This is a genomic window from Streptomyces sp. CA-249302, assembly GCF_050936785.1.
In the GTDB taxonomy this organism is placed as follows: domain Bacteria; phylum Actinomycetota; class Actinomycetes; order Streptomycetales; family Streptomycetaceae; genus Streptomyces.
In genome coordinates this window covers 6,115,049-6,134,811 of sequence record NZ_JBNJMG010000001.1, presented here as the reverse complement: position 1 = coordinate 6,134,811, position 19,763 = coordinate 6,115,049, and the positions used below count along the sequence as shown (strand labels likewise).

The window sequence follows — 19,763 nt, the reverse complement described above, 5'->3', positions numbered from 1 at the left end:
CGGCGGGGGCCACGCGTCCTAGAAAAGCAGTCGGGTGGAGATATGCATCGCGGTGGCGGACTGGGCGAGGGGACTGACGACCTGGGTCCTCGACGTGCCCATCGGGGAAGGCACCGACGCGAGGCGGAGGAAGCCGAGACACGTCAGGGTCAGGGTGTACCGAGTGAGCCCGAGCAGGGCGAGCGGCGGATCGACCGCCGGATCGACCAGCTCCGGGAGGGGAGCAGGAATGGTGGTCGGGTGGGGGTGACGTACAAGTACTTCGGCGCACCGGACGGCGCGACCGCGGCCCGCGTCCCGATCTCGATGCGCCCCGAGGAACTCGGCGGCGACGAGCTCGGCATGAACGGCATGTTCACGAAGATCAAGCCGGAGACGATGGCGGCGATGGTCCTCACCGGCATAGAAGGCGTGCCCCTGCACAAGGTCCCGCCCCTGGAACTGGTCGTCCTCCACCCCGACTACGCAGTGGTCAAACTCCCGATGACGGTCGTGGACCCGCTCCGTGGCATAGGCGAGGAAGCGGTCGGCGCGGCGGCCTTCATCTGGTCCACGGTCCCGGACCGGGGTGGCCCGCGGGACGCGTTCAACGTGTACCAACTGCTGCACGAGTGGCAGGACTTCTCCCACCGGCTGCACGAGGCCGGGCACCAGCCGTACTGCCTTGTCTGGCCCTGAGCCGGGCCTGCATGAGTTTCGGGCGGGGTTCTCGGACCCCGCCTTTGATTTGCCGGGGGTCCGCTGACTCCCGCGTGGCACAAAGCCTGCCAATCCGCTCCTTTCCTCTTCTTCCCTGTGAGGCGTTCCGTCGGGGCCGTCACCTCCGGTGAGGGGATGGCGGCCGTGAAGGTACGTCTCGACGGCGGCCAGGACCTCACCGCGGCGATCACCCTGGAGGCCGTCACCGACCTCGGCCCGTGCCCGGCCGCAGCGCCCCGAGCACCGAGCGTTTACGCTGCTCGGAGAGGCGCAGGAAGCGACGAAAGAGGGTGCGGCCCGTGGTCGGCGAGCCTTCCCCCGAGTCCGAGTCCGAGTCCGGGGCTGAGGCTGGGCCCGGATCCGGGCCCAGCCCGCAGGGTCTGCTGCCTCCCGGCCAGCGCCTCGCCCACGGCTGGCCCGTCTCCCACTACGGCCCCGTCCCCCGCTTCCGCCCCGAACGCTGGAACCTCCGCGTCTTCGGCGCCACCGCCTCCGGCGACACCCACGAGTGGACCTTCGACGAACTCGCCGGCCTCCCCCGCACCACCGTCACCGCCGACCTCCACTGCGCCAGCGGCCCCACCTCCACCGACCACGAGTGGTACGGCATCCCCGCCACCACCGTCCTGGACCTGGTCCCACCCGCCCCCGGCGTCACCCACGTCATGGCCTGGGCCGAGTACGGCTACTCCGCCAACCTCCGCCTCGCCGACTTCACCTCCCCCCGCACCCTCATGGCCACCCACCACAACGGCGAACCCCTCACCGCCGAACACGGCTTCCCCCTGCGCCTGGTCGTCCCCCACCTCTTCGGCTACAAGGGCCCCAAGTGGCTGCGCGGCATCGAGTACATGACCGCCGACCGGCGCGGCTTCTGGGAGGAACGCGGCTACCACAACCTCGCCGACCCCTGGCAGCAGCAGCGCTACTCGTACCAGGAGGACGAGAACGACCAGCCGCCGTCGATGCCGGGGCGGCCGTAGGGTCGGCTGTATGACCTCACCCCTTGTCGGCAGCGCCTTCGACTCCCTCCGCCTCGACGCCGTGCGCGACCTGGAGGAGCTGCGCCGGGTCTACGAAAACCCCGGCGCCGCGGCCTATCGCAAGCAGATGACCGAACTCACCGAGCAGACCCGCCAGTTGATCGGCTGCTCCTCGCTGGTCCTGGTCGCCAGCGCGGACGCCGAGGGCCGCTGCGACGTCTCCCCGCGCGGCGGTCCCGCCGGGTTCGTCGCCGTCCTGGACGCGCGGACGGTGGCGATACCGGACGCGACCGGCAACAAGCGGCTGGACACCCTCCAGAACGTCCTCGCCACCGGCAGGGCCGGGCTGCTGTTCGTCATCCCGGGACGCACCACGACCCTCCGCCTGAACGGCCGGGCCTGCGTCTCCACCCGCCCGGAGCTGCTGTCGCAGCTGACCGCCGTGGGCAAGCCGCCGGCCAGCGCACTGGTCGTGGGGATCGAGGAGGTCTACCCGCACTGCCCCAAGTCGCTGCTGCGCAGCGGGGCCTGGAAGCCGGAGCAGTGGCTGCCGGCCGATGCCCAGCCGACCTCGGCCGAGGTGACGCTGGCCCAGCTGCGGATGCCGGAGCTGACGATCGCCGACATCGAACAGACGGAGGCGGATTCGCTGAAGTACCGGTACGAGTAAGGGGTCTTCCCCGGCATTTGCCCCGGCGTCTTCCCCGGCGTCTTCCCCGGCCTCAGCCCACGGCCAGCCGCAGGCTCTCCGCCACCGCGTGCGGGATGTCGACGACCGGGAACAGGGCGTGGCGTACGGCCCGTTCGGCGTCGACGACCAGGATCAGGCGCTTGTGGCGGAGTCGGCCGGCGCCGCGGAACACCGGCAGCCGCAGGGCCGCCGCCAGCTGGTGGGCCGCGTCGGAGAGCAGCGGGAACGGGAGGTCCTCCGCCTTGGCGAACTCCTCCTGCTCGTAGGCGAGTTGGGTGCTGATCCCGCGCACGTCCACACCCGCTCGCCGGAACTCCGGCCAGGCGTCCCGGAAGAGCCGGTTCTCCAGCGTGCAGCCCGCGGTTCCGGGGATCGATGGCTCGCCCCAGTCGATGCCCGTGCCGGGGTACGTGAACAGCACGGTGGCGCGGGCTTCCGGTGAGACGGGGGGAACCTGCTGCGTGCCGGGCAGTTCGAGGTCGTCCGGCAGGCGGGTGCCGACCAGGGCGTGCACGCGCGCGTGCTCGGCGCCGTCCGCCTCCGCCGTCGCCGTGAGACTGCCGTCGCCCAGCACCCACCGGTCACCCCAGTCCTGCATCGCGACCAGCAGGGGCAGCAGCGCCGCCCCGGCATCGGTGAGCAGGTACTCGTACCGCACCGGACGCCGCTGATAGAGGCTGCGGCGCAGCACTCCGCGGGCGACGAGCCGGCCGAGCCGTTCCGTGAGGACGTTGCGGGACAGGCCGATCTCGGCGGCCAGCGCGTCGAAACGGACGTGTCCGCGGGCGATCTCCCGCAGCACCAGCACGTTCCACCAGTCCCCCAGGACCACGGCGGCCTGGGCGATGCCGCAGGTCTCATCGGCGTTGTGCATCCTCATGAGCCCATAGTAGGTTCTCTTTCAGGACTCACTTTGTTTCGCAGGAGAACTTAACTCCACCGATCGCGAGGAGTGCACCGTGCCGGTCGTCATCAGCCGGGTCGTCGGACGCGAGATCATCGACAGCCGGGGCAACCCGACCGTCGAGGTCGACGTCGTCCTCTCGGACGGATCGCTGGGCCGGGCGGCCGTACCGTCCGGGGCCTCCACCGGGGCCCGGGAGGCGGTCGAACTGCGTGACGGCGACCCGGCCCGCTTCCACGGCAAGGGAGTCAGGCGGGCCGTGGACGCGGTCAACGACTCCATCTCCGACGCCGTGGTCAGCCTGTCCGCCGACGACCAGGCGACCGTCGACGCGGCTCTGATCGACCTGGACGGCACCGCCGACAAGGGCCGGCTCGGCGCGAACGCGATCCTCGGCGTCTCCCTGGCCACCGCCAAGGCCGCCGCGGCCTCCCACCGGATGCCGCTGTACCGGTACGTCGGCGGGGTCGACGCCCGCCTGCTCCCCGTACCGATGATGAACATCGTCAACGGCGGCGCACACGCCGACAACCCGCTGGACTTCCAGGAGTTCATGATCGCCCCCATCGGGGCGGCCACCTTCGCCGAGGCCGTCCGCATGGGTTCGGAGGTCTTCCACACCCTGCGCGGCAACCTGCTCGCCGCCGGCCACAGCGTGAACGTCGGCGACGAGGGCGGCTTCGCCCCCGACCTGCGCACCGCGGACGAGGCCCTCGACTTCGTCGTACGCGCCGTCGAACAGACCGGCTACAAGCCCGGCACCGACATCACGCTCGTCATGGACCCGGCCACGTCGGAGTTCTTCCGCGATGGCGTGTACGACTACACGGGCGAGGGCGTACGACGCACTCCCGCCCAACACGCCGACTACCTCACGGAGTTGGTCGACCGCTACCCCGTCGCCTCCATCGAGGACCCGATGGCCGAGGACGACCACGCGGGCTGGCGCGACCTGACCGCCCGCCTCGGCGACCGCTGCCAGCTCACCGGCGACGACGTCTTCTGCACCAACGAGACGCTGCTGCGCGCCGGCATCCGCGACGGCATCGCCAACTCGATCCTGGTGAAGGTCAACCAGATCGGCACCCTGACGGAGACCCTGGCGACCGTCGCCACCGCCCACCGCGCGGGCTACACCGTCGTCATGTCCCACCGCTCCGGCGAGACCGAGGACACCACGATCGCCGACCTCGCGGTGGCCACCGGCTGCGGCCAGATCAAGACGGGCTCGCTGTCCCGCGCGGACCGCACGGCGAAGTACAACCAACTCGTGCGCATCGAGGAGGAGTTGGGCACGCAGGCACGGTACGCGGGCGCGGCGGCGCTCGGGCTGCGGCGCTGAGACCGGCACGACCCGTGCCGGCGCGGCCCGTGCGGGCGCTCCCGCAGCCGTTGGAGTGGCGTGCGGCCGTCGGCGCGGTGTCGCCGCGTCGTCACCCGGGCGGCCCGCGCACGATTTCGATCATGCAGGATCCATTCGATCACGTATGCGCCGGCGTCCCGTTGCCCGGCCCGGGCGACAGCTCACGCGGGTGTCCCGGTCAGGTCGCGGATGCGGTCGAGGACGGCCGCGGCGCCGCGGTGACGCTGGTGGGGCCGCAGACACCGACGTGCCGCGTGCAGGCGTTGAACGGCCCGGGCGGAGCGCACGGCGGGGTAGGCGTCGAGGAAGAACCGCCAGTGGTGCAGGGCCTGTTCGAGGTGGCCGAGCCGTAGCTGGGCCTCGGCCAGGCGGGCGGTGGTCAGGGCCGCGGGGAGTCGTTCGCTCGGGCCGCGCAGGCGCAGGGAGGAGGCCAGTGAACCCACGGCGCCGGCGTGGTCGCCGAGGGCGGCGAGGACCTGGGCGCACTGGTAGTGGAGGGCCCCGGCCGGATAGGTGCTGAACGGGCCGGGGGCGCTCTCCGCGCGGGCGTGGAGCTGTTCGGCCAGCGCGAGGGAGGCCAGTGCCGCGCGCCGGTCGTGGTGGGCCTGGAGAACGGCCAGTTGGATCTTCGTGTAGGCCCGGACGCCGGGCGGCGCGTGCCGGGCGTGGCGGTCGGCCTGCTCGGTGAGACCGAGGACCGCGGTGGTGCGGTGGCCGAGGTCGTGCGCGTGTGTGGCCATGGTGCGCAGCGCGATGGCGAGGGTGAGGTGGTCTCCCCCGTCGGCGGCGAGGCGGGCGGCGATCTGGTGGTAGTGCTGGGCGGCGGCGTCCTGGCCGCCGTCGGCGCACATCCCGCCCAGCAGCAGCGTCAGTTGGGCGGCGGCGGACAGCAGGTCGGGACGCGCGTGATCCCGGGCCGGGCCGTGCAGTCGGGGCAGGACGTCGTGGGCGACGTAGGCGCTCAGTGCGGCGCGTACGTGCTGCCCTCCGTGCTGGTCGGCCGCTGTCGCGAACAAGGACGTCATCGAGCGCATCTCGTCGACCCGCGCGTGCCCTGCTCGCAGGATCGGGCCGGCCGGGGCGGGCAGGTCCGGCAGCGCGAGGGCGGTGAGGGTGAAGACGCCCGCTCCGAGCAGGGCGCGGCGCTGCGGGTCGAGTTCGGCGTGGGTGAGCTGGGCGAGCTTGCGCACGGGATCGGCCTCCCAGGACGGGTCCACCAGAACGGCGGGCGCCCGGGTGAACCCCGCCTCCTGCACGGTGACGCGTCTGCCCAGACATCGGGAGAAGCTCTCCAGCACAAGCTCCGGAAAGGGCGGCCGGGGCTGGGTGCCGTCGAGCCAGCGCCGTACCGTCGTGTGATGGCAGGGCAGGTCCAGGCCGCGCTCGGCGGCCACCTTGCGTACGGCCAGGGCCAGTTGGGCCGGCCGCCATGCGGCGGCCGTCAGCAGGAGTTGCAGCTGTGTGTTGGGGGTTCGAGGCATGGCGCCCCCTGGATCACGACGTTCGCGGTCACATGCTCACAAAGTAGCGCCCAGAGCGCGTCGTCCGGCTCCCCCGGCCCCTGTGTGGGGGCAGCTCCGCGGTGCTGCACTGCCGTCATGGAGACCGCGCTTTTCGGACGAGGGCTGTACGACGGCGGCGACGACCTCGCCGACCGGCTCCGGGCCGACATCGAACTGATTCCGGCGTTGCGCCGAAGCTGGAGTCCGGACCTGGCCGATCGGCTGCACGACCCGCTGTCCCCGGTCGGCCGCTACGACACCCCGATCCGAGGACTCGTCCTGGCGGAGAACTCCGCGCGGGCCCAGGCCCTGCACACCGAACTGGCCGACACCGTCCCGCTGGCGACGGGCGCGCCGCCACGCCTGGGGCTCGGCAGCCCCCACGAGCCGCTCCTCACCGTGTTCGACAAGTTCTTCCGGGTACCGTCCACCGAACTCTGGCGCGGCGTGGCCGAGCAGCTCTACGGGTTCTCCTGGTGCCTTACCGACCAGACCCGCCTGTGCCCGGAGTGCGTCCACGGGTCGGCCGTCTGCTGCATGTACGGCGCCCCGATCGACTACCACCACTTCGCCGCGGAGGTGTCCGGGATCACCGGGGACAGCTGCCGTGCGATGGCCGCGTACATCGAGCACGTGCACCGCGACCACGGCCCCCGGTCACGGGAGCGCGCCGTCATGGACTCCTGGCTGGCCTGTCTGCAGGCGCTGTATCTGGACGTGCTGCACCCGAAGGCGGCACGTATCGCGGCGGGCGACGACAAGCGGCGCAGCCTCCGCTATCGCAGCGTGAACTCGGCGGGCCGGGCCCTGGCCCTGCTCACGTCGCTGGAACGGCCGGGCGGCGCGTTCGGCCAGCGGCTCGTCGAGGCGACGGGCATCGCCGGCATGGCCCTGCACGACGCGTGCGACCGGCGTCATGACAACGCCGCCCACGAGAGCCACAACTTCTTCACCCTGCTGGCCGTCCACGACCGGGCCGAGAGCCTGGCGCCCCTACGGCGGTTCTGCGTGGACCTGTGGGCCTGGGCCGTCGACCACGACCTGCTGTGGCCCGTCCTGCTCGCGGGCCGGACACTGCTCTGGCAGGCCTATGTGACGCGCTATCAGACCCCGCTCCTGCTGGACCATCTCGCCCCGCCGAGCGGCATCGTCCCTTCCGACCCCTACGCCGACGCCGTGCTGAACCGCATGAGCCCGGCCCCCCGAGCCGTACACCCCGACGACTGCTCGGTCCGCGGGACGTGCCGCGACAAGTCGGCGTACGACCGGCTGCTCGACGTATGCCTGAAGCACTTCGCGGAATGCGCCGGATGCCATGGCTACGAACGGGCCGGGTGGCAGGAACGCACCGCGCACCTGGACCGGGGGTACGGCCGCAAGGCCGCCGGAGACCCGGTGTGCGTCGACCGGATGGCCGTCTTCACCGTCCTCGCCCAGCTGGAACGGGTGTGGTGGGCCGCAGATCCGACCGTCCCCTACAAGGGCCCGACCGGCCGGTGGGACCCGTATCTCGTCTGACCCGACCGGAATCACCGCTGAGGCATGCGGCGCCAGGAGCTCCCGTGAAGGACCTCGGCACGATGGCCACGGCTCCGCGGGCGGGTCAGCGTCCTCCCTCGTCCATACGAGCTTCGCCGCCGACGTGAATCCGGGGGCCCGCCGGTCCGGGCCGGGCCGTCGCGGTGATCGTGGCCGGGCTGCCGAGTGTGTCGCCCATGTCGACGGTGATCCCGTCGATGCCCTGTGCGGACAGGTGGGCGGCCAGGCAGGCGGTGCTGTTGGCGTTGGCGATGTCTTCCGGGACGCCGATGGACGGGGCGAACATGCGGGCCGCGAGGCGGCCTTCGGAGGAGGGCGCGGAGTGGACGTAGGCGCCCAGCAGGCCGAAGCGGTCGCAGGCGGCGCGGAGGCGGTCGAGGTCCGGGGTGAGGGCGGCGAGGCGGTCGCGGGTGGGGACGGACACCAGGAGTCGTTCCCGGCCGACTCCGGCCACCCACGCCCCTGAGCCCGGCCCCTCCGGCGTCACGCCCAGCGCGGGGAGCACGAGGGCGCGTTCGGCGTCGGTCGGGGCGCGCAGAGCCACGGGGCCGGGGTCGAAGGCGGCGGTGAGGCGGTCACCGTCCCGTTCCGCCCGGCCGCCGAAGATCCGCCCTGCCGCGCGAAGGGTGACGCGGTACTCCTGTCCGGCGCCGCCCCCTGCCCCGGCCCAGGACCGGGACGCAAGCAGCGCCAAGGCGGCCACCGTGCCGTGTCCGCAGGCCGGAAGTTCGCCCTCACCGGTGAAGAAGCGGAGGTCCACCGTGCGTTCGCGATGATCGACGTAGACGGCGTGCGAGGTGCCCCACTCCAGCGGCAGGCGTCGGCGTTCCTCGTCGCTCAGCGCCGGCGCGTCCAGCACCACCGCGGTCGGGCTGCCGCCGGTGCCGTCGCGCAGACAGGCGTGGACGAGTGTGACGGACAGCGCGTTCACCGGCGTCCCCTCCCTATGTGTGTCATGTGCCTGAAATAGACACAAGCCCAAGACTTTCCCATCGATTCACCAATGGCTGGTGTGCTCCACTGCGTTGGCACCCGTTTCCACCTTCCAGTCCGTCCTCCGGACGCCACAAGGAGTCGCAGCCGTGCACAGACCCTCCCGTCGCCACCTCACCCTCGCCACCGCCCTGGTCACCGCCACCGCCGCGGCCCTGGCCGTCACCTCCGCCGCCGGTGCCTTCGACAACGCGCAGCAGGCCAAGGCCGCCGTCCAGGGCGGGAAGGCGAAGAACGTCATCCTGCTGATCGGCGACGGCATGGGCGACTCGGAGATCACGCTGGCCCGTGACTACACGGTCGGCGCGAACGGCCGCCTGAACATGGACAAGTTCCCGATGACCGGCGCCTACACGACGTACGCCGTGCACGCGGACGGCACCCCGGACTACGTCACCGACTCCGCCGCCAGCGGCACCGGCTGGGCGACCGGTGTGAAGACGGTCAACGGACGTATCTCCAAGACGCCCGGCACCGACAAGTCCGTGAAGACGATCCTGGAGCTGGCGCAGAAGAGCGGCTACGCCACGGGCAACGTGACGACGGCCGAGCTCACCGACGCCACCCCGGCCGTGCTCGACTCGCACGTCACCGACCGTTCCTGCCAGGGCCCGGCCGACATGGCCAAGTGCCCCACGGACACCATCGCCGCGGGCGGCCCGGGCTCGATCGCCGAGCAGTCCGTCAACCACAAGGTGGACGTCCTCTTCGGCGGCGGCAAGCAGCGCTTCGACCAGACGGTCACCGACGGCAAGTACAAGGGCCTGACCGTGACCCAGCAGGCGCAGAAGCTCGGCTACCAGGTCGTCACCGACAACGCGTCGTTGAAGGCCGCGAAGGCCGGCAAGCCGGTGCTCGGCCTGTTCGCCACCGGCAACGTGCCGGTCGAGTGGACCGGCAAGGCGGCCGCGGTCGGCGGTACGGACCCGCAGCGCTGCGTGACCTCGAACGCGAACCGTCCGGCCACCACCCCGAGCCTGGCCGACTCCGCCACCAAGGCGATCCAGCTCCTTGAGGCCAAGCAGAAGGCGAAGCACTCCAAGAAGGGCTTCTTCCTTCAGATCGAGGGCGCGTCGATCGACAAGCAGGACCACGCGGCCGACCCGTGCGGCCAGATCGGCGAGACGGCGGCGTTCGACAAGGCGGTGAAGGTGGCCCGCGCGTACGCGGCCAAGCACCCCGACACCCTGGTCGTCACCACCGCCGACCACGGCCACACCAGCCAGATCGTCCCGCTGGAGGCCACCCCGCCCGGCCTCTCCTCGACCCTCGTCACCGACGAGGGCCAGCAGCTGAAGGTCAACTACTCCACCAACACCCCGGGCCAGTCCCAGGAGCACACCGGCACGGAGGTCCGCATCGCGGCGCAGGGCCCGCAGGCGTACCGCGTCCTGGGCGTCACCAACCAGACGGACCTGTTCACGACGGTCCGCGAGGCACTGGGCCTGCGCTGACGGCGTGAGCCGCGCTCACCGGCCGCTACCAGCACCGCACGCTTCACATCGACCTGGACGAGCCATCTGATGGCATCAGGTGACCGGATCCTCGGCCATGATGGACTCGCGCGCGACCTCGAAGGCGGCTTCCGCCTCCGGGTCGCGTTCCATCATGCGCTCCCAGAAGTCTCCGGCTATCCACTCCTTGGGTCCCATGCTCAGTCCGCCCCGCGGACAGATCTCCACGCTCCACTGGGACGGAATGACGTCCGACACCTGCTCGAAGTACTTCCCGCTGTACAAGCCCGCGAGGTCGCGCGGCGAGTGCTCGATGCGCAGGGAGGAAGAGCCGTCGCTCCGGACGTGGAGTTCGAGTACGACGTATTCCTGTCCCGGGGTGAAGTGGTACCTGCCGTCGAGCGGGTGGGGCGGCATGTCCGGGGCGCCCAGGTAACGGACTCTCACCTTCGCTCCCCCGTTCCCCTCCGCCCGGCTTCGCCTCGTCTCGATGGTCTCACGCGTCATGCCGCGGCAGCGGTCGTACGCTTGCCCCCGTGGCGGACGACGACATCCTGGGCTCCTCGGGCGGCGACGACGGGGCGGACGGCGGTTCGCAGCCGCGGCCGCAGTCGCTCATGCTCGCCTTCTTCGGCAACCACGTGCTGGAGGAGGGCGACCTGTGCGTGTACTCGGGCAGCATCATCGAGGTGCTCGGCCGGGTCGGTGTCGGTGAGCAGGCCGTGCGGTCCACGCTGACCCGGATGGTCAACCGCGGGCTGCTGCAGCGCAAGCGCGTGGGCCGCCGGATGTACTTCGGCCTCACCCCGCAGGCCACGGCCGTGCTGCACGACGGCCGCAACCGCGTCTGGCGGCAGGGCGCGGTCAACGACGACTGGGACGGTTCCTGGACCCTCCTCGGCTTCTCCCTCCCCGACTCCTGGAAGCGCCAGCGCCACGACCTGCGTTCGCAGCTGAGCTGGTCCGGGTTCGGGGCGCTGTACAGCGGCCTGTGGATCGCCCCCGGCCATGTCGACGTCTCGTCCATCGTCGCGGAACTGGGCCTCGCCGCCCACGTCAAGATCTTCCACGCGCGGGCCGACCAGGCCACGGACATCGAGTTGATGATCCGCGACACCTGGGACCTGGAGAGCATCGCCGCGCGTTACGTCACTTTCGACAAGCGCTGGACCGCCCACCTCGGCGCGGACTCCGGCGACGACCCGATCGGCACCCGGCTGCTCCTGGTCAGCGAGTGGCTCGGCACGATCCGCACGGACCCCCGCCTCCCGGCCCGCCACCTCCCCCCGGCCTGGCCGGCCCGCACGGCCCAGGAAACCTTCCACCGAGTCGCCCGACAGACAGCGGAACCGGCGGCCCGGTTGGCCCGAGAGCTTCTGGACACGGCGAGACTGGGCCAGGACGTCCGCCAGGGCTGATATCGGCCCGTGCCCCCTCACGCCCCGCCGTCACGCCCCCGTGCGCCCCCTCCAGTCCCCGGAAAACCTCCAGCTCAGGCCGCCCGCCCATACGCTGGAAGCGTGACGGACGACATCCTCGGCGGCGAGTTCGTCGGGCGTGGGCGGGAGCTTGCCGTGTTGGAGCGGCGGCTGGGGGCGGCGCGGGCCGGTGGGGGCGGGCTGGTGCTCGTGGAAGGGGAGGCCGGGGCCGGGAAGACCGCGTTGGCGCATGCGTTGGGGCGCCGGGCCCGGCGGGCGGGGATGCGGGTGGCCTGGGGCGCCTGTCTGGAGGGCGGCGGTACGGCACCGTACTGGCCCTGGGTGCAGATCCTGCGCGGCGTCGGCCGTTCCGCGGGCACGCTCGCGGAACCCGCCGCCGCACCCGAGAACCGCTTCCAGGTCTTCGACGACGCCGTCGAGCAACTCCGCGCCGCGGCCGCCGAACAGGGCCTGCTGGTCGTGGTCGACGACCTCCACTGGGCCGACGAAGCATCCCTACGGCTCCTCCAGTGGACCGCGTCGGCCGTCGCGGACGACCCGGTACTGCTCGCGGGGCTGTACCGCGGCCGCGAGGCCTTCGCATACGGCGAGGCCGGCACCGTCCTGCGCGCCGCCGCCCGCGAACGCACGGCGAGCTCCCTCACCCTCGGCGCCCTCGCCCCGCCCGAGGTCACCGAACTCGCCGAACACACCCTCGGCCACACCCCCGACCCCCGCCTCCTGAAGGTCGTCCAGGAGCGCTGCGAGGGAAACCCCCTGTTCGTCCAGGAAATGGTCCGCCTCCTGGAATCCCACGACCCCCACGACCTCCTGAACGGCCACCTCCCCCTCCCCCGCACGGTGAGAGAAGCAGTGGGCAACCGCCTCGACCGCCTGACCCCGGACTGCCGACGGACACTGCGCCGGGCGTCCGTACTGGGCCGGGAGTTCACGGTCCAACTACTGACGGCGACGGCGGCGACGACGACCGCCGAAGCCAGGCTGAACGAACCCGCAGCCGCCGACGGCGAATCCGCCCCACAAGGGCCACCCGCACCCGACCACGAAAGTGTCATGGGTGGTGCGGGTGGGAAAACGATCGCCCATGGCGAAGCCGAGGTGTTGGCTCACCTCGACGAGGCCCGCTCCGCAGACCTCGTCACCACCACCCCCACCCCCCACACCCTCCGCTTCTCCCACGCCCTCACCCAGGAGGCCCTCTACGCCGAGCTCCCCACCACCGAACGCCAGACCCTGCACGCCAACGCCGCCCGCGCCCTCACCCACACCGGCGGCCCCGTCGACGCCCTCGCCCACCATCTCCGCCAGGCAGCCCCCCGCACCGCCGCCGCCGAGGCCCTCACCGCCACCCGCGCCGCAGCCCACCGCGCCCACGGCCAACTCGCCTACGAACACGCCGCCTTCCAGTACCGCGAGGCCCTCAAGCTCCTCCCCCTCGTACCCGACGGAGAACGGCAGCGACCCCGCCTCCTCCTCGACCTCGCCCGCTCGGCCTTCCGTTCCGGCGCCGTGGAGGAGGCCTGGCAAGCCTGCCGCGAGGCAGCCGCGGCCGGCGACGCCGAGACCGTCGCCGACGCCGTCACCGTCGTCCGCGGCATCACCAACTCCCCCCTCACCACCGAACTCCACGCCCTCAGCGAGACGGCCCTGGAGCTGCTCCACAACGCCCCCGCCGAGGACCCCGTCCGGGAGGCCCGCGTCCTCGCCCAACTCGCCGTCACCACCGACCCGTTCGCCGGCGACGAGGTGAACCTGGAGGCCAGCCGCCGCGCCCTCGCCGCCGCCGAGGCCTGCGGTGACCCGGACGCGCTCTTCCTCGCCCTACAGGCCCGCACCACGACACTCGTGGACGGCCGTTACGTCCTGCAACGCCTCTCCCTCGGCGAACGCGCCCTGCGCCTGGCCCGCGAGACCGGCCGCTCCGAACCCGCCGCCTGGGGCCACGTCTGGCGCCTGGACGCCTTCTGGGAACTGGGCCGCCGCCTCCAACTCGACGCCGAACTCGCCCCGTTCGCCGAGCTCGTCACCCGTATGAAGGAGCCCCTCTGGCAGTGGCGCCTACTGCGGATCAGGGCCTGCCTCGCGCTGTACGAGGGCCGCCACGAGGCCGCCCGCGAACTCGCCGACCGCGCACTGGAGATCGGCCGGCGCGGCGGACACGAGGGCGCCGAGTTCCTGGACCTCGTCCTCCGGTCCCATCTGGCACTCCAGACCGGGGAGGGGTTCGAGGAAGTCGAGCGCGGGGTACGGGAGTTCATCGCCGGGGGCCCGTTCATCGCGATGGGGTGGCTGGCCGAACTGCTGGTCGGCGCCGGGCGGACGGCGGAGGCCGCCGAGATCTGGGGCGCGATCACCCCGTATCTGCGGGACGTGCCCAGCAGCCTCCCGGAGTGGATCGTCGCCGGGACCACCAACGCCCACCTCGCCGTGGTGTTCGGCGACCGCGAGTCCGCCGTACTCCTCTACGACGACCTCCTCCCGTACGCCGACCGGCATGTCACCGCCGGCGCGCACAACCCGTCGAACGGACCGGTCACCCTCTATCTGGGGATGCTCGCGACCCTCCTGGCGGACTGGCCGGCCGCCGAGCGGCATCTGCATGCCGCGCTGGCCTCCTGCCGGGCGACGGGATCGCCGTCGTACGAGGCATACGCACGGCTGGAGACGGCCCGTATGCTCCTCGCCCGCGGCCGCCCGGCGGACGGCGCACCCGCGGCCGAACACCTCGCCGCCGCCTGGGCCGTCGCGCGTCGGATCGGGCTCGGCCCCCTGGGGAAGTGGATCGCCGAGCTCCGGGACACCGCCGCGAAACCCAAGGGCGTACTGACCGCCCGGGAGGAGGAGGTCGCCGGGCTGGTCGCCGAGGGGCTCAGCAACCGGCAGATCGCCACCCGGCTGCGGCTGTCCGAGCGGACCGCCGAGAACCACGTCACCCACATCCTCACCAAGCTCGGCTTCGACTCCCGGGCCCGGATCGCCGCCTGGTACGCACGCCGGAGCTGAGTGGTGCCGTGAGTGGTTTCCCGGATGGCCGGCCGCCGGGCGCCTCCTAACGTCGTGACCAGGGGAAAGGAACCGACCCCGGGAACCGACCCCCGGCAGGAGGCGAGCGTCATGTACGCGGTCGTTGGTGTCTGGAGCATGGACGAGAGCCGGCACGAGGAGCAGCAGCGCACCCTGCACGAGCGGATCGTGCCGCTGACCCGGGAGCAGCCCGGGTTCGTGACCGGGTACTGGATGCGGGACGCGGAGACGGGCAAGTCGCACACCGCGATCGTCTTCGACGACGAGAAGTCCGCCGGGGCGTTCAAGAAGCTCGTCGAGAGCCGGTCGCGGGAGGCCGCGATGACAGGGGTCACGGCGGACTTCTTCGCGCTGGTCGAGGTCGTCGCCGACGCCCGGGGGGTGTGAGCGATGCGCACCGGACCAGAGAAAGGCGCCGTGCGCGCCACCGGCGCCCTCCTTCTCCTCGCCGGTCTGCTCCCGATCGCCGGCGTGGTCGACCCGCGCCTGTGGGACCTCTTCACCGCCTCGCCGCGGCACGCCCTCGCGCTGCTGCCGGACCGGCTCGGCGCCTGGCAGACCGGCATGTGGCTGCTGATGGCCGGTACGGCGGTGAGCATCGCCGCGACGGCCGCGCTGACCCGCCTGCTCGACACCACCGCGGCCCGCTGCGCCCTGGCCCTCTTCACCACGGGCTCGGCCCTGCTGCTGGTCAGCTACTCCTTCGACCTGTCGGTCACCACCTGGGCGGCCCGCGACGCCGGCCCGCACGTCCCCGGCTGGTACTGGCCGCTGAACAGCTGGAGCGCGAGCCTCTTCGCCGGTTCGTACGGCCTGCTGACCTCGACCGCGCTCCTCGTCTACGGCGGTGCGGTGGTCCGCACCCGGGTGCTGCGCCGGTGGACCGGCTGGGTGCTGGCCGCGGGCGGAGCGCTGCTGCTCGCCCAGTTCGCGGCGTTCGGCTCGGAGGCGCCGGCCCCGCAGTTCGTCGCGCTGGCGGTGACCGGGGCCCTGGCCCTCGTACCGCGGCGTGCGGCCGTACGAGAACCCGCCCGCACCACCGGCACACCGACGACCACCCACGTCTGACCACCGGGAGGCACCCCATGACCACCACGACCACGACCACCACCCTGGGCGAGGCCGTCACCAGGACCCCGCTCGCCCGCACCCTCGCGCTGGGCATCTGCGCCCTGCTCGGCCTGGTCGACGTCGCCGGCACGGCCGGGATCGGCGCGGACGACGCGCCGCCGGCCTTCGTGGTCCTCCTGGGCACGGCCCTGGGGATCATCACGCTGGCCGCGACCCTCCCGGCCCTGCGCGGCCGCGCCCCGGGCCTGCTGTCGGTGCTGGGCTCCCGCTTCGTGTCGGCGGCCCTCGGCTTCGGCGTCTACTTCGACGACGGCGCCCCACGCTGGGCCGAGATCGCCGTGGCGGTCTTCGTCTGCCTGACGCTGGCGGCCTTCGGGCTGCTGGCCACCGCCGCTCAGGCCCCGGATCGGGGGACCCGGGCCTGACGGCACCCCGACCGGCCCCGCCCCGGGTTCCCGCTCACGGGGCGGGGTCGGTCCACGTACCAGGTCACGCGCCCCGCTCCACCGCCACCCCGCCCACCGTGAACCCGATGACCGCCCCGCCCCCGTCCCGCTGGGACGCGAACGGGGCTCCGCCGTGGGCCATGGCCACCTCCCGCACGATCGACAGCCCCAGCCCGGAGCCGGGCAGGGAGCGGGCGTCGGCGGCGCGGTAGAAGCGGTCGAAGACGCGGATCAGGTCGCAGTCGGCGATGCCGGGACCGCGGTCGAGGACCTCGACGCGGACCGTGCCGGGCCGGGCGGGGCCGGAGACGGCGATCTCGATCGGGCCGGTGCCGTCGCGGTCGAACTTCGCCGCGTTCTCGACGAGGTTGGAGAGCGCGCGCTGGAGCATGCCGGGGCGCCCGTCGGTGGACGTGTCGCCGCTCGCGCGGACCGTGACCTCGCGTCCGGTGCGGCGCCGGGCGAGCCCGGCCACGTCCTCGGCGATGTCGGCGAGGTCCACCCGCTGCGGCGGCTCGGTGTCGGACTGACCGGCCGCGAGGTCCACCAACTCGTTGACCAGGTCGGTCAGTTCGCGGGCCTCCTGGGAGAGGTCGGCGACCAGGTCGTCGCGGGTGGCGGGCGGGAGTTCGTCGATACGGCGGAGGAGGGAGATGTTGGTACGGAGCGAGGTGAGCGGCGTACGGAGTTCGTGGCCGGCGTCCTGGACCAGGCGGCGCTGGTCCTCCTCGGACTGGGCGAGCCGGCCGAGCATGCGGTCGAAGGCGCGGCCGAGGCGGCCCACCTCGTCGTAACCGGTCACGGGGACTTCGATGCCGAGCCGGCGGGTACGGGCGACGTCCTCGGCGGCCGAGGTGAGGATGATCAGGCGGCGGGTGATGCGCCGGGCCAGCCACCAGCCGAACAGACCGGCGGCCGTGACGACCGCGGCCATCAGGATCAGCGTGCGCTGCTGGAGCGCCCGCAGCAGGTCCTCGGTGTCGCTGAACTCCTGCGCGACCTGGACGGCACCCCGGCCGTCGCCGAGCGAGACGGTGGCGACGCGGTACACGTCCGCGCCGACGTCGACGTCCTTGTGCTCGACCATCTTCCCGGCGGTGCGGTCGGCGGCGATGGCCCGGTCGGCGGAGGCGACGGGCAGCGCGGGACTGCCGCTGTCGACCACCTTGCCGTCCGGCCCCAGCACCTGCACGTCGGTCCGGGCGGGCCGCACGATGTCGTGCCCCGGCGCGGACGAGGAGAAGTCGTCGGGCGTCATCTTGCCCTGCTGCCGCACCTCGTCCCGCAGATCCTGCACGACCTGGTCGAACACCGACTCCTGGTCCACCCGCACCAGCCGCGCGGCCGCGCTGTAGGACAGCACACCGACCAGCACGGTCACGGCGGCCGTGACCGCCGCGAACGACACGGCGAAGGTGGTACGCAGCGACACCAGCCCGGGCCGGCGTCTGGCGAGCAGCCGTCTGAGCCGCCCCACTCAGTCCTCCCGCAGCACGTAACCCACGCCGCGGACCGTGTGGATCAGGGCGGGGGCGCCGGGCTCCTCGAGCTTGCGGCGGAGGTAGCCGACGTACACCGCGAGGTTCTTGGAGCCGGGGCCGAAGTCGTAGCCCCAGATGCGGTCGTAGATGGTGGAGTGGTCGAGCACGATGCCGGCGTTGCGCACCAGCAGCTCCAGCAGCTCGAACTCGGTGCGGGTCAGCTCCAGCTCGCGCCCGCCGCGCCAGGCCCGGCGCGCCTGTACGTCCATCCGCAGGCCGGCCGCCTCGATCTGGCCGGAGCTCGGCGGTGCTTCTTTCGGTACGTCGATCACGGCGCCGGTCTCCGGGTTGGTACGGCGCAGCAGCGCACGCAGCCGCGCGAAGACCTCCTCGACGTCGAAGGGCTTGACCACGTAGTCGTCGGCGCCGGCGTCCAGGCCCGCGATGCGGTCGGCGGTCTCCACGAGGGCGGTGAGCATGAGGATCGGGGTGCGGTCGCCCTCGGCGCGCAGCACCCGGCAGACCTGGAGGCCGTCGATGCCGGGCATCATCACGTCGAGAAGGAGCACGTCGGGCGGGGTCTTGTGGGCCTGCGCCAGCGCCTCGACGCCGTCGGTGACCGCGGTGACCTGGTAGCCCTCCAGGGTCAGGGCCCGTTCCAGGGCGTGGCGGATGGCGCGGTCGTCTTCGGCGAGCAGCACAGTTTGGGGCACGGATCCATACTGCCAAGGCCTCCGGCGGTTCGGCCGTGGTGAGCGAACCGACGATCACCCTTTTTACCGGGCTCTCACCGTCACACGGGCAACCGGGCACCGACGTCTACCGTCTTCTCACCGTCGGTGAGGCTGTCCTCGAACGCCGGACGGCCCAGTCCTCCGAGGCCGCGTACACGCCCGTCGGTCCTTGTCCAGCACGTCGAAGAAGGACTTGAACAGCCCGCTGCGACGCCGGGAGGACAGCGGTGCCGACGATCAGCGCCTACGTCAGCCGAAACGGCAGCCCCCTGGACTGCGCCGGCCCGGGCAACCCCCAGGGGCGCGGGGAACTGCGCGACCAGCCCCCACGAGTCTTATGCCACGGTCTCCTTCTTCTGCGCGGCGGCCAGCAGCGACGCGTGGGTCGGTGCCTCCGGCACGTCCGCCGGGCGGGCCGCCGCGAACTCCTTGCGGAGCACCGGTACGACCTCCTCGCCCAGCAGGTCGATCTGTTCCAGGACCGTCTTCAGCGGCAGCCCGGCGTGGTCGACCAGGAACAGCTGGCGCTGGTAGTCACCGGCGTACTCCCGGAACGCGAGGGTCTTCTCGATCACCTGCTCCGGGGAGCCGACGGTCAGCGGGGTCTGGTCGGTGAACTCCTCCAGCGAGGGCCCGTGGCCGTACACCGGCGCCACGTCGAAGTACGGCCGGAACTCCCGCACCGCGTCCTGCGAGTTGCGCCGCATGAAGACCTGACCGCCCAGGCCCACGATGGCCTGTTCCGGCGTCCCGTGCCCGTAGTGCGCGTACCGCGTCCGGTACAGCTCGACCATCCGCTTGGTGTGGTCGGCCGGCCAGAAGATGTTGTTGTGGAAGAAACCGTCGCCGTAGTACGCCGCCTGCTCGGCGATCTCCGGCGAGCGGATCGAGCCGTGCCAGACGAAGGGCGGTACGCCGTCCAGGGGGCGGGGCGTGGAGGTGAAGCCCTGGAGCGGGGTGCGGAACTTGCCCTCCCAGTCGACGACGTCCTCGCGCCACAGGCGGCGGAGCAGGGCGTAGTTCTCGATGGCGAGGTTGATGCCCTGCCGGATGTCCTGGCCGAACCAGGGGTAGACCGGCCCGGTGTTGCCCCGCCCCATCATCAGGTCCACCCGGCCGTCGGCGAGATGCTGGAGCATCGCGAAGTCCTCGGCGATCTTCACCGGGTCGTTGGTGGTGATCAGCGTCGTGGAGGTGGAGAGGATCAGCCTCTCGGTCTGGGCGGCGACATAACCGAGCATCGTGGTCGGCGACGACGGCACGAAGGGCGGGTTGTGGTGCTCGCCCGTCGCGAAGACGTCCAGGCCGACCTCCTCGGCCTTCAGCGCGATGGCGACCATGGCCTTGATGCGCTCACGCTCCGTCGGCGTACGGCCGGTCGTCGGGTCCGGCGTGACATCACCGACGCTGAAGATCCCGAACTGCATGATCGCTCACCCT

General features: G+C 72.2%; 18 protein-coding genes. 11 read left to right on the top strand and 7 right to left on the bottom strand.

What is annotated here, in order from left to right; genetic code table 11:
* The first annotated feature begins 240 nt into the window (after nt 1-240).
* From ACQEWB_RS27695 to ACQEWB_RS27685, 3 genes are all read left to right on the top strand, one after another.
* The gene (locus ACQEWB_RS27695; RefSeq protein ID WP_003974483.1) at nt 241-678 is read left to right on the top strand and encodes a hypothetical protein; all 438 of its coding nucleotides are present in this window, start codon (nt 241-243) and stop codon (nt 676-678) included.
* 320 nt (nt 679-998) lie between these two features.
* The gene (locus ACQEWB_RS27690) at nt 999-1,682 is read left to right on the top strand and encodes a molybdopterin-dependent oxidoreductase (RefSeq protein WP_432835561.1); all 684 of its coding nucleotides are present in this window, start codon (nt 999-1,001) and stop codon (nt 1,680-1,682) included.
* A 10-nt stretch (nt 1,683-1,692) separates the two neighbouring features.
* Nucleotides 1,693-2,352, top strand: a complete 660-nt coding sequence (locus ACQEWB_RS27685; protein WP_432835559.1) for an MSMEG_1061 family FMN-dependent PPOX-type flavoprotein — start codon at nt 1,693-1,695, stop codon at nt 2,350-2,352.
* Nucleotides 2,353-2,404: 52 nt separating this feature from the next.
* Here ACQEWB_RS27685 and ACQEWB_RS27680 read toward each other — a convergent pair whose 3' ends face one another.
* A complete protein-coding gene (locus ACQEWB_RS27680) occupies nt 2,405-3,253 on the bottom strand; it encodes a winged helix-turn-helix transcriptional regulator (RefSeq protein WP_432835557.1) in 849 nt (282 codons plus the stop codon).
* A gap of 79 nt (nt 3,254-3,332) precedes the next feature.
* Here ACQEWB_RS27680 and eno point away from each other — a divergent pair, with 79 nt between their 5' ends.
* Complete coding sequence (eno, locus tag ACQEWB_RS27675; RefSeq protein ID WP_432835555.1) at nt 3,333-4,619, top strand: phosphopyruvate hydratase; 1,287 nt, start codon at nt 3,333-3,335, stop codon at nt 4,617-4,619.
* 182 nt (nt 4,620-4,801) lie between these two features.
* Here eno and ACQEWB_RS27670 read toward each other — a convergent pair whose 3' ends face one another.
* Nucleotides 4,802-6,121, bottom strand: coding sequence for a hypothetical protein (locus tag ACQEWB_RS27670; protein ID WP_432835553.1), 1,320 nt, complete (start codon nt 6,119-6,121; stop codon nt 4,802-4,804).
* A gap of 117 nt (nt 6,122-6,238) precedes the next feature.
* Here ACQEWB_RS27670 and ACQEWB_RS27665 point away from each other — a divergent pair, with 117 nt between their 5' ends.
* Nucleotides 6,239-7,660 carry a hypothetical protein gene (locus ACQEWB_RS27665; RefSeq protein ID WP_432835551.1) on the top strand — a complete coding sequence of 474 codons (1,422 nt, stop codon included), beginning with the start codon at nt 6,239-6,241 and terminating at the stop codon, nt 7,658-7,660.
* 85 nt (nt 7,661-7,745) lie between these two features.
* Here ACQEWB_RS27665 and ACQEWB_RS27660 read toward each other — a convergent pair whose 3' ends face one another.
* Nucleotides 7,746-8,612: a PhzF family phenazine biosynthesis protein gene (locus tag ACQEWB_RS27660; protein ID WP_432835549.1), complete on the bottom strand. Its 867-nt coding sequence runs from the start codon at nt 8,610-8,612 to the stop codon at nt 7,746-7,748.
* 151 nt (nt 8,613-8,763) lie between these two features.
* Between ACQEWB_RS27660 and ACQEWB_RS27655 the strand changes: the two genes are divergently transcribed.
* Nucleotides 8,764-10,128, top strand: a complete 1,365-nt coding sequence (locus tag ACQEWB_RS27655; RefSeq protein WP_432835547.1) for an alkaline phosphatase — start codon at nt 8,764-8,766, stop codon at nt 10,126-10,128.
* A 75-nt stretch (nt 10,129-10,203) separates the two neighbouring features.
* On the opposite strand, the gene ACQEWB_RS27650 is transcribed toward ACQEWB_RS27655, so the two are convergent.
* Nucleotides 10,204-10,575, bottom strand: coding sequence for a hypothetical protein (locus ACQEWB_RS27650; protein WP_432835545.1), 372 nt, complete (start codon nt 10,573-10,575; stop codon nt 10,204-10,206).
* Nucleotides 10,576-10,664: 89 nt separating this feature from the next.
* Between ACQEWB_RS27650 and ACQEWB_RS27645 the strand changes: the two genes are divergently transcribed.
* From ACQEWB_RS27645 to ACQEWB_RS27625, 5 genes are all read left to right on the top strand, one after another.
* Complete coding sequence (locus ACQEWB_RS27645) at nt 10,665-11,546, top strand: PaaX family transcriptional regulator (protein WP_432835543.1); 882 nt, start codon at nt 10,665-10,667, stop codon at nt 11,544-11,546.
* Between the two features lie 102 nt (nt 11,547-11,648).
* Entirely contained in the window at nt 11,649-14,570 is a 2,922-nt protein-coding gene (locus tag ACQEWB_RS27640) for an ATP-binding protein (RefSeq protein ID WP_432835541.1), read from the top strand.
* 111 nt (nt 14,571-14,681) lie between these two features.
* A complete protein-coding gene (locus ACQEWB_RS27635; RefSeq protein WP_432835539.1) occupies nt 14,682-14,978 on the top strand; it encodes a YdhR family protein in 297 nt (98 codons plus the stop codon).
* 3 nt (nt 14,979-14,981) lie between these two features.
* Nucleotides 14,982-15,659: a hypothetical protein gene (locus tag ACQEWB_RS27630; protein ID WP_432835537.1), complete on the top strand. Its 678-nt coding sequence runs from the start codon at nt 14,982-14,984 to the stop codon at nt 15,657-15,659.
* A 17-nt stretch (nt 15,660-15,676) separates the two neighbouring features.
* Entirely contained in the window at nt 15,677-16,087 is a 411-nt protein-coding gene (locus tag ACQEWB_RS27625; protein WP_432835535.1) for a hypothetical protein, read from the top strand.
* 64 nt (nt 16,088-16,151) lie between these two features.
* On the opposite strand, the gene ACQEWB_RS27620 is transcribed toward ACQEWB_RS27625, so the two are convergent.
* The 3 genes from ACQEWB_RS27620 to ACQEWB_RS27610 form a co-directional block, all read right to left on the bottom strand.
* The gene (locus tag ACQEWB_RS27620) at nt 16,152-17,585 is read right to left on the bottom strand and encodes a HAMP domain-containing sensor histidine kinase (protein WP_432835533.1); all 1,434 of its coding nucleotides are present in this window, start codon (nt 17,583-17,585) and stop codon (nt 16,152-16,154) included.
* Entirely contained in the window at nt 17,586-18,302 is a 717-nt protein-coding gene (locus tag ACQEWB_RS27615; RefSeq protein WP_432835531.1) for a response regulator transcription factor, read from the bottom strand.
* A gap of 356 nt (nt 18,303-18,658) precedes the next feature.
* A complete protein-coding gene (locus ACQEWB_RS27610) occupies nt 18,659-19,750 on the bottom strand; it encodes an LLM class flavin-dependent oxidoreductase (RefSeq protein WP_432835529.1) in 1,092 nt (363 codons plus the stop codon).
* Nucleotides 19,751-19,763 lie beyond the last annotated feature (13 nt).

Excerpts from the sequence above, each read along its gene's own strand:
- ACQEWB_RS27685 (WP_432835559.1), top strand. The coding sequence starts at position 1,693 with ATGACCTCACCCCTTGTCGGCAGCGCCTTCGACTCCCTCCGCCTCGAC.
- ACQEWB_RS27625 (WP_432835535.1), top strand. The coding sequence starts at position 15,677 with ATGACCACCACGACCACGACCACCACCCTGGGCGAGGCCGTCACCAGG.
- ACQEWB_RS27680 (WP_432835557.1), bottom strand. The coding sequence starts at position 3,253 with ATGAGGATGCACAACGCCGATGAGACCTGCGGCATCGCCCAGGCCGCC.
- ACQEWB_RS27635 (WP_432835539.1), top strand. The coding sequence starts at position 14,682 with ATGTACGCGGTCGTTGGTGTCTGGAGCATGGACGAGAGCCGGCACGAG.
- ACQEWB_RS27670 (WP_432835553.1), bottom strand. The coding sequence starts at position 6,121 with ATGCCTCGAACCCCCAACACACAGCTGCAACTCCTGCTGACGGCCGCC.
- ACQEWB_RS27610 (WP_432835529.1), bottom strand. The coding sequence starts at position 19,750 with ATGCAGTTCGGGATCTTCAGCGTCGGTGATGTCACGCCGGACCCGACG.
- ACQEWB_RS27665 (WP_432835551.1), top strand. The coding sequence starts at position 6,239 with ATGGAGACCGCGCTTTTCGGACGAGGGCTGTACGACGGCGGCGACGAC.
- ACQEWB_RS27630 (WP_432835537.1), top strand. The coding sequence starts at position 14,982 with ATGCGCACCGGACCAGAGAAAGGCGCCGTGCGCGCCACCGGCGCCCTC.